The sequence below is a fragment of the Sphingomonas sp. Leaf20 genome (assembly GCF_001421535.1).
Lineage (GTDB): Bacteria > Pseudomonadota > Alphaproteobacteria > Sphingomonadales > Sphingomonadaceae > Sphingomonas.
This window is the reverse complement of sequence record NZ_LMKN01000008.1, coordinates 1018905-1036375: the sequence shown is the minus strand read 5'-3', so window position 1 is coordinate 1036375 and position 17471 is coordinate 1018905. Positions and strand designations below refer to the sequence as shown.

The 17471-nt window shown below is 67.1% G+C and carries 13 protein-coding genes and 4 tRNA genes; 5 read left to right on the top strand and 12 right to left on the bottom strand.

What is annotated here, in order from left to right; all coding sequences use genetic code 11:
* Positions 1–9 precede the first annotated feature (9 nt).
* On the top strand, positions 10–948 hold the full coding sequence (locus ASE72_RS13045; protein WP_056021741.1) for a D-2-hydroxyacid dehydrogenase: 939 nt from the start codon (positions 10–12) through the stop codon (positions 946–948).
* A gap of 43 nt (positions 949–991) precedes the next feature.
* On the opposite strand, the gene ASE72_RS20300 is transcribed toward ASE72_RS13045, so the two are convergent.
* The gene (locus ASE72_RS20300; protein WP_156350430.1) at positions 992–1147 is read right to left on the bottom strand and encodes a hypothetical protein; all 156 of its coding nucleotides are present in this window, start codon (positions 1145–1147) and stop codon (positions 992–994) included.
* A gap of 267 nt (positions 1148–1414) precedes the next feature.
* Between ASE72_RS20300 and ASE72_RS13040 the strand changes: the two genes are divergently transcribed.
* Positions 1415–2788, top strand: coding sequence for a class II 3-deoxy-7-phosphoheptulonate synthase (locus ASE72_RS13040; protein WP_056021738.1), 1374 nt, complete (start codon positions 1415–1417; stop codon positions 2786–2788).
* Between the two features lie 197 nt (positions 2789–2985).
* Positions 2986–3060, top strand: a tRNA-Glu gene (locus ASE72_RS13035).
* Between the two features lie 196 nt (positions 3061–3256).
* Here ASE72_RS13035 and ASE72_RS13030 read toward each other — a convergent pair.
* From ASE72_RS13030 to ASE72_RS13020, 3 genes are all read right to left on the bottom strand, one after another.
* Positions 3257–3333, bottom strand: a tRNA-Pro gene (locus tag ASE72_RS13030).
* A gap of 183 nt (positions 3334–3516) precedes the next feature.
* Positions 3517–3593 (bottom strand) — tRNA-Arg (locus ASE72_RS13025).
* 49 nt (positions 3594–3642) lie between these two features.
* Positions 3643–3719, bottom strand: a tRNA-Arg gene (locus ASE72_RS13020).
* A gap of 94 nt (positions 3720–3813) precedes the next feature.
* Here ASE72_RS13020 and ASE72_RS13015 point away from each other — a divergent pair.
* The gene (locus ASE72_RS13015; protein ID WP_235532345.1) at positions 3814–4374 is read left to right on the top strand and encodes a hypothetical protein; all 561 of its coding nucleotides are present in this window, start codon (positions 3814–3816) and stop codon (positions 4372–4374) included.
* Positions 4375–4390: 16 nt separating this feature from the next.
* On the opposite strand, the gene ASE72_RS13010 is transcribed toward ASE72_RS13015, so the two are convergent.
* The 3 genes from ASE72_RS13010 to hemB are packed head-to-tail and all read right to left on the bottom strand — an operon-like array spanning position 4391 to position 8127.
* Entirely contained in the window at positions 4391–6604 is a 2214-nt protein-coding gene (locus ASE72_RS13010; RefSeq protein ID WP_056021735.1) for a fused MFS/spermidine synthase, read from the bottom strand.
* Positions 6597–7142, bottom strand: coding sequence for a GNAT family N-acetyltransferase (locus ASE72_RS13005; RefSeq protein WP_056021732.1), 546 nt, complete (start codon positions 7140–7142; stop codon positions 6597–6599). Before ASE72_RS13005 ends, ASE72_RS13010 begins: the two co-directional genes overlap by 8 nt.
* Positions 7135–8127 carry a porphobilinogen synthase gene (hemB, locus tag ASE72_RS13000; protein WP_056021729.1) on the bottom strand — a complete coding sequence of 331 codons (993 nt, stop codon included), beginning with the start codon at positions 8125–8127 and terminating at the stop codon, positions 7135–7137. Before hemB ends, ASE72_RS13005 begins: the two co-directional genes overlap by 8 nt.
* A 113-nt stretch (positions 8128–8240) precedes the next feature.
* Here hemB and ASE72_RS12995 point away from each other — a divergent pair, with 113 nt between their 5' ends.
* Positions 8241–9158, top strand: a complete 918-nt coding sequence (locus ASE72_RS12995) for a diacylglycerol/lipid kinase family protein (protein WP_056021725.1) — start codon at positions 8241–8243, stop codon at positions 9156–9158.
* A gap of 21 nt (positions 9159–9179) precedes the next feature.
* Here the strand turns inward: ASE72_RS12995 and ASE72_RS12990 are convergent, their stop codons facing one another.
* The 5 genes from ASE72_RS12990 to ASE72_RS12970 form a co-directional block, all read right to left on the bottom strand.
* A complete protein-coding gene (locus ASE72_RS12990; RefSeq protein ID WP_056021722.1) occupies positions 9180–10685 on the bottom strand; it encodes an MATE family efflux transporter in 1506 nt (501 codons plus the stop codon).
* Between the two features lie 110 nt (positions 10686–10795).
* Entirely contained in the window at positions 10796–13492 is a 2697-nt protein-coding gene (locus ASE72_RS12985) for a valine--tRNA ligase (protein ID WP_056021720.1), read from the bottom strand.
* Positions 13493–13531: 39 nt separating this feature from the next.
* A complete protein-coding gene (locus tag ASE72_RS12980; protein ID WP_082445979.1) occupies positions 13532–15130 on the bottom strand; it encodes a histidine kinase famiy protein in 1599 nt (532 codons plus the stop codon).
* Positions 15131–15320: 190 nt separating this feature from the next.
* Complete coding sequence (locus ASE72_RS12975) at positions 15321–15893, bottom strand: DUF2497 domain-containing protein (protein ID WP_200916255.1); 573 nt, start codon at positions 15891–15893, stop codon at positions 15321–15323.
* A 35-nt stretch (positions 15894–15928) separates the two neighbouring features.
* On the bottom strand, positions 15929–17464 hold the full coding sequence (locus tag ASE72_RS12970) for a TolC family outer membrane protein (RefSeq protein WP_056021717.1): 1536 nt from the start codon (positions 17462–17464) through the stop codon (positions 15929–15931).
* Between the last annotated feature and the right edge of the window lie 7 nt (positions 17465–17471).

Below are 17471 nucleotides of genomic sequence, written 5' to 3'. Positions count from 1 at the left end.
TCTGGCCGGATGAAAGCCGTCCTCCCCGCCGCCGCCCGCCCGCTGCTCGAGTCGCATCTCCCGTCCGATCTCGCGGTGACGTGGTTCTCCAAGCCGGACGAGGCGATGACGGGAATCGCCGACGCGGAGATTGCGTGGGTCGACATGCAGCCCACCCAGCTGGTCGCCGACGCGATCCGCGCATCCGGCGCGCAGCTCAAATGGGTGTCGACGATCTACGCCGGTCTCGACGCCTTCCCGCTCGACGTCCTCCGCGAGCGCGGTGCGATCCTGACCAACGGCGCAGGCATCAACGCCGTCACGGTCGCCGAATATGCGGTGATGGGGGTCCTCGTCGCCGCCAAGCGCTTCGACACCGTCGTGCGCGCGCAGGATCGGCGCGACTGGCTGAAGGACGCGCCCGGCAAGGTCGAGCTGGCGGACACCAGCGCGCTGGTCATCGGCTACGGCACGATCGGCAGGATGATCGGCGAGCGACTCGCAGCCTTCGGCGTAGCGGTGACGGGGGTGACGCGTACCGGCCGCGACGGCACGATCACGCCCGATGCGTGGCGCGCCCGGCTTGGCGACTATGACTGGATCATCCTCGCCGCACCGTCGACCGGCGATACCAAGGCGCTGATCGGCGCGGACGAGATCGCGGCGTTCCGGAAAGGCGCCTGGCTCATCAATATCGCGCGCGGCGACATGATCGACGACGACGCGCTGCTCGCCGCGCTCGAAGCCGGGACGATCGGCGGCGCGTTTCTCGACCCGACGCATCCCGAGCCGCTTCCCGCCGACCATCCGCTCTGGTCTGCGCCGAACACCATTCTCACGATGCATCTGTCCGGCCGCAGCCAGACGACGATGTTCAAGCGCGGCGCAGCCTTGTTCCTGGAAAACCTGGCGGCGTTCCGCGCCGGTGCACCGATGACGAACGTCGCCGATCTACAGGCGGGCTATTAGGCCATTTGCGGCACGCGCCGCAGGGCCGTTGCCGTATCGGCGATCAGCTGCCCGCGACGCGGTTGCTCGACCGGTTATAGTCCTTGATACCCCGCCGCCGCAGGTTGACGCGACGCCGACGTTTGGCAGCGATGATCAGCACCGGCACGCCGACGAGCACGCCAGCGCCGATGATCGACAACGCAATGATGATACGCATTGGGATATCCATCGGAACGGCATGCCAAATTCGCGCGAAAAATAGAACCCCTCTCCTGACCCATATCTGTCATTATCCCGGTTCAGAATGCTGCGAATTCCGCAGCGCCTTAACCGAGCCGCGATGAACGGAACCGGCGCGATGCGATTTGGCCGCAAACGCGCGGTGGCGGACGCGGCTGCCACCACCCGATAGCTTTACTTCGTTGCGCAAAAACGCGTTTTGGCGCATGGCCGCGCCTCGAATTCATCAATCGGACGAACAATTATGGCCGCGAACTGGGCCCCCGACAGCTGGACCACGCACGAAGCTCGTCAGCTTCCGCTCTACCCCGACGCCAACGCGCTCGACGCCGCGACGGCGCAACTCGCGACCTTCCCCCCGCTCGTCTTCGCCGGCGAGGCGCGCAACCTCACGGCAAGCCTCGCCGATGTCGCGGCGGGCAAGGCGTTCCTGCTGCAGGGCGGCGACTGCGCCGAAAGCTTCGCCGAGCACAGCGCGAACAACATCCGCGACACGTTCCGCGTCATCCTTCAGATGGCGGTGGTGCTCACCTTCGCCTCGAAGCTGCCCGTGGTGAAGCTCGGCCGCATGGCGGGCCAGTTCGCCAAGCCCCGTTCCGCCAATACCGAGACGATCGGCGGCGTGGAGCTGCCGAGCTACCGCGGCGACAACGTCAACGACATCGCGTTCACGCCCGAATCGCGGATGCCCGACCCGCAGCGGATGATCCGCGCCTATTCGCAGTCGGCTGCGACGCTCAATCTGCTGCGTGCGTTCGCGCAGGGCGGCTATGCCAATCTTCACCAGGTGCATCGCTGGACGCACGACTTCATGGGCCGCAGCCCGTGGTCGAAGAAATATGCCGAGACCGCCGACCGGATCGGCGAGGCGCTCGAGTTCATGGCGGCGTGCGGGATCGACCCCGAGACCGTGCCGCAGCTCGCGCAGACCAATTTCTACACCAGCCACGAAGCGCTGCTGCTGCAATATGAGCAGGCCCTGACGCGGCAGGATTCGCTGACCGGCGACTGGTACGACACCAGCGCGCATTTCCTGTGGATCGGCGACCGGACGCGGTTCGAGGGTTCGAGCCATGTCGAATATCTGCGCGGCATCGGCAACCCGATCGGCATCAAGTGCGGGCCCAGCCTCGAACCCGACGCGCTGCTGCGGATGCTCGACACGCTCAACCCGGGTCGCATCCCCGGTCGCATGACGCTGATCACGCGCTACGGCTACGACACGATCGAAGCCGCGCTGCCCCGCCTGGTGCGCGCCGTGACGCGCGCAGGCCATCCGGTGGTGTGGTCGTGCGACCCGATGCACGGCAACGTCGTCAAGGCCGCCAACGGCTACAAGACGCGGCCGTTCGAGCGCATCCTTGCCGAGGTCCGCGGCTTCTTCGCCGTGCACCGCGCCGAGGGCACGCATGCCGGCGGCATTCATATCGAGATGACCGGGCAGAACGTTACCGAATGCACCGGCGGCGCGGTCGACGTGACCGAACAGAGCCTTGCGGATCGCTACCACACGCATTGTGACCCGCGACTCAACGCCAGCCAGAGCCTCGAGATGGCGTTCCTCCTCGCCGAGATGCTCAACGCGGAGATGGCGGAGCGCAAGAAGGTCGCGGCCTGACGATCCCGGTTGCCCCATCTGTTCGTACCGCGCGCCCGGTGGCCGCGGGATGCGTGGATGGGGCAACCGAGCGGTATCACTGCGGGATCAGCGGTCTTCACCCCGATCCCGCCCAAAACGACGTCCCATCCGCGATTTACGCATCAAGTCGCTTGACGCCCGCCCGCCCCTTTCGTAGGAGCGCGCCTCGACTACACGGCCCCTTCGTCTAGCGGTTAGGACGACGCCCTCTCACGGCGTAAGCACGAGTTCGATTCTCGTAGGGGTCACCAGTCCTTCATAACAGATTCAAGACTTCAAGCAGGCGTGGCCATTGACCCGCTGTGTGGTTGCCGCTCGTAAAGCCGACCACCGGTCGTGATACGTGACCCAGCACGACTGCACGCGCCGGAGCCTGCCCATCGGCTCAACAAAGATACATGATCAAGATTGAACGCGACTCGCGGCCCTTTGGGCCATGCGCGTAAATGGTCGGGAAGAGAGGATTCGAACCTCCGGCCCCTGCCTCCCGAAGACAGTGCTCTACCAGGCTGAGCTACTCCCCGACGGAGTCCGGCGCGGGGCCCTAGGGGCCCGGCCGGTGACTGGAGGGGCGCGTATAGCCAGCCGTTTCGGGCTATGCAAGCGGGTCCCGAACGATCTTCGCGTAAGTTTTCCGAACCGCGCGAAAAGACCGCAGTCGCGCGCATACCGCCCGCAGGGACCGTCATGATGACATCGATGGAGAATGGTGCACCCAGAGCGATTCGAACGCCCGACCCTCAGATTCGTAGTCTGATGCTCTATCCAGCTGAGCTATGGGTGCATCGCCGTGCAGAGGCTGCACGACAAAGCCGCCGTGAGGCGGGAAATCCTGGTGCACCCAGAGCGATTCGAACGCCCGACCCTCAGATTCGTAGTCTGATGCTCTATCCAGCTGAGCTATGGGTGCACTGGAGGGGCGCTGATAGCAGGCATTTTTCGCGGCGCAAGGGTGCTTGGCGATAAAGTTGTGCGGCGCGTGCCGTCGGCATACAGCGAACGGCATGAAACACGACCGCGCCGCCCGCCCTCTTTCCTCCGACGCCATCACGCGCCGCCCCATCCCCGCGACCGGAGCGCCGCTGCTCGCAGCGATGCTGCTCGCCACCGCCGCGTGCAGCAAGGACACGACCGTCTATCCGTCGCTCGGCATTCGTCCCGCCGAAAGCATCGGTTTTGCCGAGCCCGAGGTGAAGACGGTGGTCGCGAGGCCAGATCCGGCGCTCGATAGCGACATCGCACGCTACGAGGGCCGGCGCGTGGCTGTTGCTGCCGGGTTCGCCAAGGCGTCGGTGAGCGCGGAGCGATCGGCACGCGCGGCGCGCGGCAAGCCCGTCGGAAGCGAGGCGTGGCTTACCGCACAGACCGATCTTGCGCAGCTCGACGACTGGCGCGCGCAGGCGTCGCTGCTCGTCACCGACATCGAACGGCGCGCAACGGATCGCGCCGCCAAGCTCGAGCCGGCCTATCCCGCGCTCGACTCTGTCCGCGAGCGTGCGCAGGCCGACTCGGACCGCATCGGCGAGACGATCGGGCGTATCCAGGCGACGCTGCCCGCCGCCTGACTCCGTTTCGCGAGGCTTACCAGAGGCCTTTGAGCAGCGGCAGGATCGTCGAATAGTCGTCGGTCCACGGTGTCGTGCCGGGCGCCGCAACAATTGGCGTCCAGTCCGGGTTGGCGGTCGTCAGCGTGTCGATGACCCGCGGATCCCGCGAGAGCGCGATCCAGTCCGATGGCGACGCACGGTCACTCTCGGTCGGGGATGGCCGATACAGCAGGTGTGTCGCGGTCCAGCCGCCCTCCCGCGCCGTGGCTGCGACCACGGGCTGCAGGTCGAGATAGCGGTTCGAGATATGCACGAGCAGCAGCCCGCGGGGCGACAGCACGCGGCCATAGGTCGCGAACGCCTCGCGCGTCATGAGGTGCATCGGCACGGTGTCCGAGGAGAAGGCATCAAGCGCTAGCAGGTCGAGGCTCGACGAGCGCTCGCCCGCGAGCACGATACGCGCATCGCCGATCCGGATGCTGGGTTTCGGAAGGCACTGCGAGAGGTAGGTGAACTGTCCCGTGTCGCGCGCGATCCGCACGACCGCCGGATCGATCTCGTAGAACCGCCATGCCTGCCCGGGCTTCGCATAACAGGACAAGGTCCCCGTCCCCAGCCCGACGACGCCGACGCGCGCGCGGGGTCCGTACAGCGCCGGGAGCGCCTGCATCGCCTGGCCGATCCCGGAATTTGCGACATAATAGGTGGTCGGCGTCCGTTCGCGGGCGGGGGATCCGCGCAGCTGCAACCCGTGCACGGTGGTCCCGTGATCGAGTTCGCGGACCGCGCCGTCGCCGCGGACGGTGTACACGCCGAAATAGCTCCGCTCGCGCGCGCCGCTCTCGGCGCTGAGCTGCAACGCACGATATCCGCCGAACATCACCAGCGTGCTCGCCAGCACGATCGCATAGGGCAGCCGCGCCCCCAGCGTCGCAAGCCCGATCGCCGCGATCAGCAGGAACGCCGCCCCCTGGTGCTGGTCGCCGATGATGCCATCGGGATTCGTTATCCGCATTCCTGCCGCGACCGCGAGGATCACGACGATCACGCCCAGCGCGACGAGCCGGCGCATGCGATTGCCGATCCAGAGCGACCGGAACGTCGCGGTCAGGTACATCTGAGGCACCAGCACGCCCGCCGCCAGGATCAGCAACGGATATTCATAGGTCCAGTCGAAGATCACCGGTGCGAGCAACGCCGCGAAGACGCCGCCGAGCACGCCGCCTACCGACATGGCGAGATAGAAGCCCGTCAGGCGGTCGGCCGCCGGTCGACGCCGGTACATCGCCGTATGCAACGCGACCGACACCATGAACAGCAGCGTCAGCGCGATTCCCGCGCTGAACAGCGGCTTGTCGTTGAACCCGCCCATGATGATGCCGCCGAACAGCAGGATCGTCACCGGCGCGATCCGGGTCAGCAGATCGGCGAGCGTGCGATCCTGCGCGAAGGCGATCGAGAAGCTCAGGAGATACAGCCCGAGCGGCAGCACCCAGAGCAGCGGCATCGCGACGATATCGGTGGTGATATAGGTCGAGGTCGCAAGCATCAGCCCCGACGGGACGAGCGCCAGCGCGATCCAGTGCAGGATCTGCATCCGTCCGGGCGCGGGGCTGCTAGCGGCGACGTGCTCCGCGGTCGCGGTCCGCGGCAACCGCGTCGCGCAGACGGCGACCAGCACCGCGAGCGCGGCATAACCGATACTCCAGAACAGGCTCTGCCCGCGGTTCGCGAACAACGGCTCGACCAGCAGGGGATAGGCGATGAGACCCGCAAAGCTGCCCAGGTTGGAGGCGGCGTACAGCGCATAGGGATCCGCCCCGCCGCTCGACACGCTGAACCACCGCTGGATCAGCGGCGCCTGCGCCGATACCGCGAAGAACAGCGGCCCGATCGACAGGCCGAGCAGCCACGGCACCCAGACCGCGGGCTGCGCATCGGTTGGCAGGTCGAGCGCGAACAACCCGATCGGCAGCCATAATGCGGCCACCGCCAGCACGCCCAGATGGATCGCCGCCTGTGCGCGCGGTTTCACCCGGCCGAGCCAATGCGCATAGGCATAGCCGCCGAGCAGCAACGCCTGATAGACGAGCATCGCCGAATTCCACACCGCCGGGGCTCCCCCGAGCCGCGGCAGCGCCATCCGCGCCACCATCGGCTGGACGAGGAACAGCAGGAACGACCCGGCGAGGATCGTCAGCACGAACAGGGTGCGGCACCACCGCGCCATCACGGGGGACTCAGGCATTGGCAGGTCGCTCGATACGATAGAGGATGTGGCGGCGAAGCGGATCGGATAGGCCGAGTTCCGGATGGTCGAAATCGCCGTCCTCGACGCGGTGCATGCCCAGACGCTGCATCAGCCCCCGGCTGCGGCTGTTCGCCGGCACCGTGATGGCGACGATATGGTCGACGGACAGGTTCGCCCAGCCCCAGTCGAGGCTCCTTGCGGCCGCGTCGCGGGCATAACCCTGTCCCCAGGCATGACGCGCAAGACGCCAGCCAATCTCGATCTCGCCTGCGATCGGCGGTTTGGCGGGAAGCAGTCCGCAGAAGCCGAGGAACATGCCGTCCGCTTTGCGCTCGACGGCCCAAAAACAGTGGCCGCAGGGTTGCTGGCGCTCGACCATCCGGCCGATCGCGGCTTCTGCCTCCGCGCGCGTCGCCAGGCGGCCGAGATAACGCATCACCTCGGGATCGCGCCCCATCGCGGCAAAGGGTTCGATATCGCCGTCACGCCACGACCGAAGGATCAGCCGGCCGGCGTCCAGCCGAAACTCACCCATTCAGCAGCTTTGCCGCGTGTGCCGCATGATAGGTCAGCACGCCCGAGCATCCCGCCCGCTTGAACGCCATCAGCGTCTCGAGCACCAGCGCGTCGCGGTCGCCGGCCCCGGCTGCGACCGACGCCTCGAGCATCGCGTACTCGCCCGACACCTGGTACGCGAACACCGGCACCTCGAACGCCTGGCGGACGCGGACGATGATGTCGAGATAGGGCAGGCCGGGCTTGACCATCACCGTGTCGGCGCCCTCGGCGAGATCCATCGCGACCTCGCGCAGCGCCTCCTCGGCGTTGGCATTGTCCATCTGGTAGGTCTTCTTGTCGCCCTTCAGCAGCCCGCGGCTGCCGACCGCATCGCGGAACGGGCCGTAGAAGGCGCTCGCATATTTGGCGGCATAGGACATGATCTGGACGTTGTGATGCGACTCCGCCTCGAGCGCGGTGCGGATCAGGCCGATGCGGCCGTCCATCATGTCGCTCGGCGCGATGATGTCCGCGCCCGCCGCCGCCTGGTTCAGCGCCTGCGCGACCAGCATCTCCGCGGTCGTGTCGTTGACGACATAGCCCGCGGCGTCGACCAGCCCGTCATGGCCGTGGCTGGTATAGGGATCGAGCGCGACGTCGGTCAGCACGCCGATCTCCGGGACCGCATCCTTGAGCGCGCGGATCGCCTGGCACATCAGATTGTCGGGGTTGAGCGCCTCGCGGCCGTCCTCGGTCCGCCGTTCGGGCTGCGTATACGGGAACAGCGCGACACAGGGGATGCCGAGGTCGCGCGCTTCGCGAGCGCGCGCGACGATCTGGTCGACCGACCAGCGCGACACGCCGGGCAGGCTGGCGATCGGCTGTTCGACGCGCTCCCCCTCGACGACGAACAGCGGCCAGATCAGGTCGGCCGGGGTGAGTACGGTTTCGGCATGCAGGCGCCGGCTCCAGCCGGTCGAACGCGTGCGGCGAAGGCGAAGCGCGGGATAGCTTGCGGACATGCGAAGGGCTTTGCGGGATGGCAGGAAGCGAGGCAAGCACGGGCTTCACGCACGAAGAATTTTCCGCTGAAGCGTTACGGGTGCGAAACCGCGTTCCGTGCGTTGTGCGCTCGATGACCACCGCCCCATCCGATCCCGCCCCGATCAAGTCGGCTGCCCTCGTCGTGAACGCGAAGTCGCGCAAGGGGCAGAAGATGTTCAAGCGCGCGTGCGCGAGCATGTCCGGCCTGCCCTTTCCGGTCGATGCGCATGCGGTCGACGATCCCGATGATCTGGAGCAGACCGTCAGGACCGCGCTTGCCAAAAAGCCCGATCTGCTCATCCTCGGCGGCGGCGACGGCACGATCAGCGGGCTAGTCGATCTGATGGTCGGCCACGACGTGATTCTCGGCGTTCTCCCGCTTGGCACCGCGAACAGCTTTGCGCGTACGCTCGGCATACCGCTGACGGTCGAGGGCGCGGTCGATGTCATCCGGACGGGGGCGCCGCGGCGCATCGATCTCGGGATGATCGACGGTGACTATTTCGCCAACTGCGCGGCGATGGGGATCAGCCCCAAGATCGCCGAAACAGTCCCGCACGGCCTGAAGAAGATCCTCGGCCGGGTGGGATATCTCGGCTGGGCGGCGTATCAGTTCGCGCGCTTCCGGCCCTTCACGCTGATCGTCGGCGAGGGTGACGACGCGGTGCGCATGCGCGTCGTCGAGGTCCGTATCTCCAATGGTCCGTTCCATGGCGGTACCGAACTCGTCGATGCCGCCGCGGTCGATTCGGGCGAGATCGTCGTCCAGGCCGTGATGGGGCATGTGAAGCGCCGGCTCGTGATGAACTGGCTCGCCAGCGTCTTCCGCCACGAGTCGCGCCATGAAAAGGTCCGCGACTTTCGCGGCAAGAGCCTGAAGATCACGACGATCCCCAAGCTGCCCATCTCAATCGACGGCGAGGTGCTGGCAAAGACACCCGTGACCGCGAAGGTTGCCGCGGGGATCATCCGCGTGATGGCGCCGGTTTCCGTTCCGCCGGAGCGCTGATCGCGCGCTTGGCGGCGACGCTCAGCCGACGGGCATCGATCGGGCGGTCGGTTCGCAATCAGCTCTGGTCTGCTCGCCCGCGCCCTCCCCGGTGGCGTCCTGCGCGTTCGCTCCCGCAGCCCCGACTGATCCCGGCGCGACGATCCGTCCCCGCCGCCATCCGCCTCGCGCATAATAAGCGATCGTCAACAGCATCGACGCGAGCGATCCCGCGGGAAAACTCCACCAGATCGCATCCGCGCCGAGCATGGGCTCGAGCGCATAGGCGAGCCCGAAGCGGACCGGCCCCATCGCGATCGCAAGGATGACGAGCGGCCCGACGACCGCCCCGTTCGCGCGTACCGTCGCGGACAACACCATCGACACGCCGAACAGGATGAAGCTCCACCCCGCGATCAGGTTGATCCGCGTGGCGATCTCGATCGCACCGCCGTCCTGCCCCAGGAACAGCCACAGCACGTGCCGGTCGAGCAGCGTCAGCAGCGCGACCAGCCCGCCGGTCAGCGCAAGGTTCATCATCAGCCCGGCGCGCGTGATCCGGTCGACCCGGTCCCAGCGCCCCGCGCCGATATTCTGCGCCGCCATCGCGCTGACCGCCGCGCCGACCGCCATCGCGGGCATCTGGACATAGGTCCAGAGCTGGTTGGTCGCGCCATAGGCTGCGGTGGTCGTCGTGCCGTGACGGTTGACGAGCCCGATCATCGCCAGCGCCGAGGTCGAGACGACGAGCATCTGCAACCCCATCGGGACGCCCTTCACGACGATCGTCCGCAGCAGCGCGCGATCGGGCAGGATATAGCGCAGCTCCGCGCCGCGCAGCCGGATCGGCAGGTCCTTCGCATAGATATAGGCGAGCAGCGCGACGAACGAGACGGTGTTGGCGATCAAAGTCGCGAGCGCGGAACCCTCGATCCCGAGCGCGGGGATCGGCCCCCAGCCGCGGATCAGCAGCGGGTTAAGCGCGACGTCGACGACCGAGCCGAGCGCCATGAACTTGAGCGGCGTCAGCGAATCGCCGGTGCCGCGCAGCGCCATCGTCAGCAGCACGGTCAGGAACCCCGCGGGCATCGCGACGAAGATCACGCGCAGATAGGCGAGCGCGAGCGGATAGACCTCGGCAGGCGTCGCCAGCACCCGCAGGATCGCCGGCGCGACCAGCCAGCCGATTGCCACCGTCAGCACCGAGATGATCGTGAACAGCCCGAACGACGTGCCGAGCACGCGGCGCACCGCATCGATGTCGCGCCGCCCCATATTCTGGCCGATCAGGATCGTCGACGCCATGCCGAAGCCGAACACCGCGGCGACCAGCAGGAACATGATGATGTTCGCGTTGGTCGTCGCCGCCAGCGCGCGCTCGCCGAGAAATTGGCCGATCCACACCGCGTTGATCGAGCCGTTGAGCGATTGCAGGACCGACGATCCGAGCGTCGGCAGCGCGAACGCGAGCAACGTCTTGCCGATCGGCCCCGCGGTCAGGTCGCGCTGGCCGGTCTTCGCTGCAGGCGTGTCCGTCGCGTCAGGCATCGCAGTCGGGTCCCCTCCCCTGTGCATGCGGGGTCAGGACAGGCCCCGACCCCATATGCTGGCAGCTCTCGTAACGCACGCTCATGCCCGTCGCGTACAGCGGACGGAAATCAGCCCAGCCGGCCCAGCGCCGCCTGCAGCCGCGCGGCTTCCGCCGCCTTGTCGGCGTGATCCGCCTTGGCCTTCTCGACCGCTTCGGGCTTGGCGCGCTCGACGAAGCTCGCATTGCCGAGCCGGCCCGCCAGCGCGTCGCGTTCCTTCTCCGCCGCCGCGATCGCCTTGGTGAGACGCGTGCGCTCGGACTCGAGATCGATCACGCCTTCGAGCGGCAGGACGAAGGTCGCCTCGTCGACCACGACCTGCGCCGCGCCGCCGGCGGCTTCGCCCTCGGCATGCGTGACGCGCGCGAGGCGGGCGAGCGCAGGGGCCTGGCGTTCGAGCCGCGCCAGCGTCGCCGCGTTGGCATCACGGACGTGCAGCGGTAGACGCGCACCCGGCGGCACGTTCAACTCGTTGCGCGCGGTGCGGATTTCCTGAACCAGCCGGATCAGCCAGTCGACCTCCCTGCTCGCCTCGGGATCGAGCGACCGCGCATCCGCCATCGGCCACTGCGCGACGATCAGGTCGTGCTCGCGCGGATGGGCGGGATCGGCCATCGCGTGCCACAGCTCTTCGGTGATGAACGGCATGAACGGGTGGAGCAGCACCAGGATCTGGTCGAGCACCCAGCCCGCGACCGCCTTAGATTCGTCGTCGATCTGGCCGCGCTCGTCGCCAACCATCTGCGGCTTGATGAGTTCGAGATACCAGTCGCAGAAGCGGCTCCACGCGAACTGGTAGATCGCGTTGGCGGCGCCGTCGAAGCGGTAGTCGGCAAGCGCGAGGTCGACCGTCTGCACGGTCGCGATCGTCTCGGCGATGATCCACTTGTTGACCGCGAGCTCCGCGCGCGGCGCCTCCAGCGTGGTGCTTGCGACGATGCCGTTGGCCTGCGCGAAGCGGGCGGCGTTCCACAATTTGGTCGCGAAGTTGCGATAGCCCTCGACGCGCTTCTCATCCATCTTGATGTCGCGGCCCTGGCTCTCCATCGCCGCCATGAAGAAGCGCAGCGCATCGGCGCCATATTGGTCGATCAGCCCGAGCGGGTTGACGACATTGCCCTTCGACTTGGACATCTTCGCGCCATCGGCGGCGCGGACGAGGCCGTGCAGATAGAGCGTGCGGAACGGCACGTCCTTCATGAAATGCAGCCCCTGCATCATCATCCGCGCGTTCCAGAAGAACAGGATGTCGAAGCCGGAGATCAGCACGTCATTGGGATAGCGCCCGCCGAGCGTCGGGTCGGACTCCTCAGGCCAGCCCATCGTCGCAAACGGCCAGAGCGCCGACGAAAACCACGTATCCAGCACGTCGGGATCGCGCACCAGCGTCACCCCAGCGCCGGCGAGCGCCTGCGCTTCGGCCTCCGTCTCGGCGACGTACGGCGTGCCGTCCGGCCCGAACCAGGCCGGGATCTGGTGCCCCCACCACAGCTGGCGCGACACGCACCAGGGCTGGATGTTCTCCATCCAGTTGAAGAACGTCTTCTCCCAGGTCTTGGGCACGATATCGATCGCGCCGACGCGCACCGCCTCGATCGCGGGCTGCGCGAGCGTCTTGGCGTCGACATACCATTGGTCGGTCAGCCACGGCTCGATCACCACGCCCGAGCGATCGCCGTACGGCGTCTGAATCGTGCGCGGCTCGGCGTCGTGCTCGACGCCGTCCTTGTCGACATGCGCGATCAGGAAGCCCTCGGCCTTCAGCTGCGCGACGACAGCTTTCCGCGCCTCGGCGGTCGTCAGCCCGAGCAGGTCGGCGGGGATCAGCCCGTCGGACACCTGCACGACGCGCGCCTTGGCATCGAGCATGTTGAGCATCGTCCCCGCGGCCATCCCTGCCCGCTTGCCAACTTCGAAATCGTTGAAGTCATGCCCCGGCGTGATTTTGACAGCACCGGATCCGAGTTCGGGATCGGCATGATCGTCGGCGATGATCGGGATCAGCCGGCCGGTGATCGGCAGCTTCACCTGCTTGCCGATCAGCGCGGTGTAGCGCTCGTCGGACGCGTTGACCGCCACCGCCATGTCGGCGAGCATCGTCTCGGGCCGCGTCGTGGCGACCTCGATGAAACCCGATCCGTCGGCGAGCGGATAGCGCAGGTGCCAGAAGCTCCCCTTGATCTCGCGCGTCTCGACCTCGAGGTCGCTGATCGCGGTGCCGAGGCCCGGATCCCAGTTCACGAGGCGCTTGTCGCGGTAGAGCAGCCCCTGCTTGTGGAGGTCGACGAACACCTTGAGGACGGCCTTCGAAAAGCCCTCGTCCATCGTGAAGCGTTCGTTCGCCCAGTCCATCGAGCAGCCCAAGCGGCGGAGCTGCTGCGTGATCTCGCCGCCGCTCTCCTCCTTCCACGCCCAGACCTTGGCGATGAAGTCCTCGCGCGAGAGGTCGGTGCGCTTCTGCGGCGGGGACATTGCGCCCATCTGGCGCTCGACGACCATCTGCGTCGCGATGCCCGCGTGATCGGTGCCGACCACCCAGAGCGCGTCCTTGCCCTTGAGGCGTGCGTGGCGCGTCAGGATATCCTGCAGCGTGTTGTCGAGCGCATGGCCGATATGCAGGCTGCCCGTCACGTTGGGCGGCGGGTTGACGATCGTCCAGGGTTCCGCGTTCGGGCGGTCGGGGCGGAACTGGCCACTGGCCTCCCAATGCGCATACCAGCGCGATTCGATGGAGGCGGGGTCGAAGGTTTTGGGAAGCTCGCTCATGTCCGACGCCTTAGCGAGCGCGTCCGGGCTAGACTAGCCTCACGTCCGCGCACCCGGCTTGTCGAGCACCGCGCGAATCCGCTGGTTGAGTTCGTTGCGCCGATAGGGTTTGCGGATCAGTTCGAACGACCGGCTCCCCTCGTCGATCGCCTCGTCGGCAAAGCCCGTGGTCAGCAATACCGCGATATGCGGGAAGTCGCGCCGGACGCTCTGCGCCAGCGCGACGCCGTTCATGCCGCCGGGCATCAGGATGTCGGTGAACACCAGGCGAAAGTCGGTGTCCGCCGCGAGCGTATCAAGCGCGGCGCGCCCGCTGTTCACCAGCACGACGTCATAGCCAAGATCCTCGAGGATCGTCTTGCCGAGCTCGCCCACCTCGATCTGGTCCTCGACCATCAGCACGCGCTCGGCGCCGCCGGTACGCGGCGCGATCGGCCCGGCTGGCTTGCGCTCGACCGCACCGCTCGCGCGCGGGAAATAGAGCGAGACCTCGGCACCGCCGCCCGGCGCGTTCTGGATCGTGGCGAGCCCGCCCGACTGCCGCACGAAACCATAAACCATCGCGAGACCGAGCCCCGCGCCCTTGCCCATCTCCTTGGTCGTGAAGAAGGGTTCGAACACCTTGTCCGCGGTCGCCGGATCGATGCCGGGCCCGTCATCCCTGATGCTGAGGACGACATATTCGCCCGGTTCGAGCTTCGCCACGCCGTCATCCTCGGGCAGGACCGCGTTGCGCGTCGTGAGCGTGACGGTCCCCGCGCCGCCGAGCGCGTCGCGCGCGTTGGCGATGACGTTGAGCAGCGCCATCTCGGCCTGGACCGGGTCGATCCGGCAGTTCCACAGGTCGTTCGCCAGTTTCCGTTTGAGCACGACGCCATCGCCGATGCTGCGATCGAGGATCGGTCGGAAGTCGCCGATCAGCTGGTTGAGATTGAGCAGGCGGTCGCGCAACTCCTGCTTGCGCGCAAAGGCGAGCAATTGCTGGGTCAGCGTCGCGGCGCGCGATGCCGACGTCGCGATCGCATCCACCGCGCGCCGTGCCGCGCGGTCACTCGCGTCGATCCGGGCATCGAGGATATCCGCATAGCCCTGGATGACCTGAAGCAGGTTGTTGAAATCATGCGCGATGCCGCCGGTCAGCTTGCCGACGGCCTCCATCCGCTGCGCCTCGTGCAGCGCCTCCTCCGCCTCGCGCCGCCGCGAGATGTCGAGCTGGCTCGCGAAAAAATAGCGGAGTTCGCCGTCGTCGCCGAAGACCGGCGACACGAAGAGCGCGTTCCAGAAGGTCGAGCCGTTCTTGCGGTAATTGAGCACCTCGACCGCGATTTCTTCGCGCTTGGCGATCGCGGCACGGATCTCGTCGACGACGGTGCGGTCGGTTTCGGGCCCCTGCAGGAACCGGCAATTATACCCGAGGATCTCGTCCTGCGAATAGCCGGTCAGGAACGAGAACGCCTCGTTGCAGAAGATGATGGGGTTGTCGGGCCGGTGCGGATCGGTCACGACCATCGGCATCCGCGTGGTCTTCACCGCCGCGAAAAAGATGTCGCTCCCGGCGCCGGCGGGCATGATGTCGTGCAGGTGCGCGCTCGCACTCAAGGCATCGGTGTCTGTATCGGGCGCGGGCGGTCTGGACATGCCCAACCAAACCAAGTCCGTCGCACCGTGGTTCCGCCGGACTCCTGCCAGAACACGCGATTTGCGACGGAAGACGGGAGCCGGCCGCGCTTGAGCTTGTCCTCCCGCGACGGGTACATCTTCCGTAGCTCAGCGTCAGGTCAGGCTCGGGAAACGATGGGCGGGCCGCGATCTGACAGCCCGCCGATGATCAGGGCTGCTGGTTCATGATCTTGGCGATTTCGCGCGCGACCATGTCCTCGACCATATGCGGCAGGTTCGCATCGATCCACTCGCGCAGCATCGGTCGCAGCATCTCGCGGACCAGCCCTTCGAGCGTACCGTCACTGTTTGCGTCGGGCTTCACCATCATGCGCGTCAACGCCTCGAGCGGCGCGCGCGTTGCAGCGGCGGTTTCGCGCGACACGATCGGCTCGGCGGGCTCTTCCGGAACCGGGGCCTGCTGCGCCTGCGGGCGAGGCGCGGCCGGCCGTGGCTCGGCGTGACGTGGCTCGGCGTGCCGCGGTTCGGGCACCGGATCCACCGACGTCAGCACCGGCGATTTCGGCGGGCGGGGCGTACGGTCTACCATCGGCATCGGGTCGCTCAGTTCGAGAATTTCGTCGTCGTCGATCTCGTCGTCATAGTCGACCGACGGTGATGCCTGCATCGTGCGCGCCGGACGCCGCTGGCGGCTCGGCATGCCATCGCCCTCTTCGGCGATGATCCGTTTGATCGACGAGAGGATTTCCTCCATCGACGGCTCCGCGCTGATATCCCCCATCCGGACCATCCCAAACCCCATGGCCGGTCCCGCCCCTATTGGCGGCTCGGCGCGTCCCTACCTGTCGTCAATGCCGGGTTCCTGTCAACCGGACTGTCGAGCAACGGATCAAGTTCACGCCGCACATCGGCGGTCTGCGTGGGCGACTGAACGGTGCGCGTCGCCACCGGCAGCGCCTGGCCATCGCCGCCGAAATCCCAGATCTTCTTGTGGACGCGGTCATAATTGACGACCGGGTCGTAAAGCACGCCGCCGTCCAGACCCAGATCGCGCGCCTCGGCCTGCCCCATCGCCGCCAGCAGCGCAAAGCCCGCGACATAGGCGTCGCGGCGCGCGGTCACGAGCGTGACCTGGCTGTTGAGCAGCTCCTGCTCGGCGTTGAGGATGTCGAGGATCGTTCGCGTGCCGACGCTGTTTTCCGCGCGCACGCCCTCAAGGCTGAGCTTGTTCGCGTTCACCGCGGTCTCGGACGACTGGATCACCTGTTCCGACGACCGCCAGACCGCAAAGGCCGAGCGCGCCTGCGAGATCACGTTGCGTTCTGCGGCGGTGACATTCTCGATCGCGCGCGCATTGAGCGCCTCGGCCTGGCGGACCTGTGCAGCCGGACGCCCGCCCTGGAACAGCGGCATCGTCAACGACAGCCCGGCCTGAACCGACTTGTTCGCGTTCGGTACCGAGCCGGTCGTGCCCGTACCGCCGACCGCCGGGATCGAGCCAAGATAATTGGTATAGCTGCTCCCGCCGACCGCGTTGATTTGCGGCAGGCGCGTCGCGCGCGCGACGCCGATGTCGTACCGCGTGGCGTCGCGTTCTTTGGCCGCCGCGATCAGCACCGGATTGTTCTCGATCGCGACGGTCACCGCCGACGCCGGGCTGTCGGGCAGATGCGGCAGCGTCGGCGGCGGCTCCAATGTTCCCGCGGGCGTGCCGACGAGGCGGATATATCCCTCACGACTCGAGATCAGCTGCGCCTGCGCCGACTGCAGCTGCGCGCGTGCGAGTGCCAGCCGGGCCTCGGACTGCGCGACGTCGGTACGCGTCAGATCGCCGACCTGGAACCGGTCGCGGCTCGCCTGCAGATTGACGTCGAGAACGCGGACGTTCTGCGTATTCAGCCCGACGATCGCCTCGTCGCGGATCACGTCCATATAGGCGGCGACGACGTTGGTGAAGAGATCGGCCTCGGTCCCGCGCAGCGTCGCGCGGCCTGCCTCGACGCGGATCTTCGCCGCGGCGACCGAATTGCGGACCTGCCCGCCTAGATACAGCGGGATCGACACGTTGGCGCGTGCCACGCCCTGGCGCTGCGGGACGACGAACGAGTTGGACGCGTTGAGGACGAACTCCGAATAGTCCGCGGTCGCATTCGCAGCGGGCAGTCCGGCCGCGCGCGCGATCGGGACATTCTCGTCGGTCGCGCGCAACGTCGCACGCTGTCCGGTGATCGTCGGGTTGGTCGTGTAGGCCTTGGCCAGCGCCTCGCGTAACGTCTCCGCATCGACCGGTGCAGCGCTATAGATCAGCGCCACACCAGCAAGCAGGAAGCGGAAGGATGCGGCGCGCGGCATGGTCTTG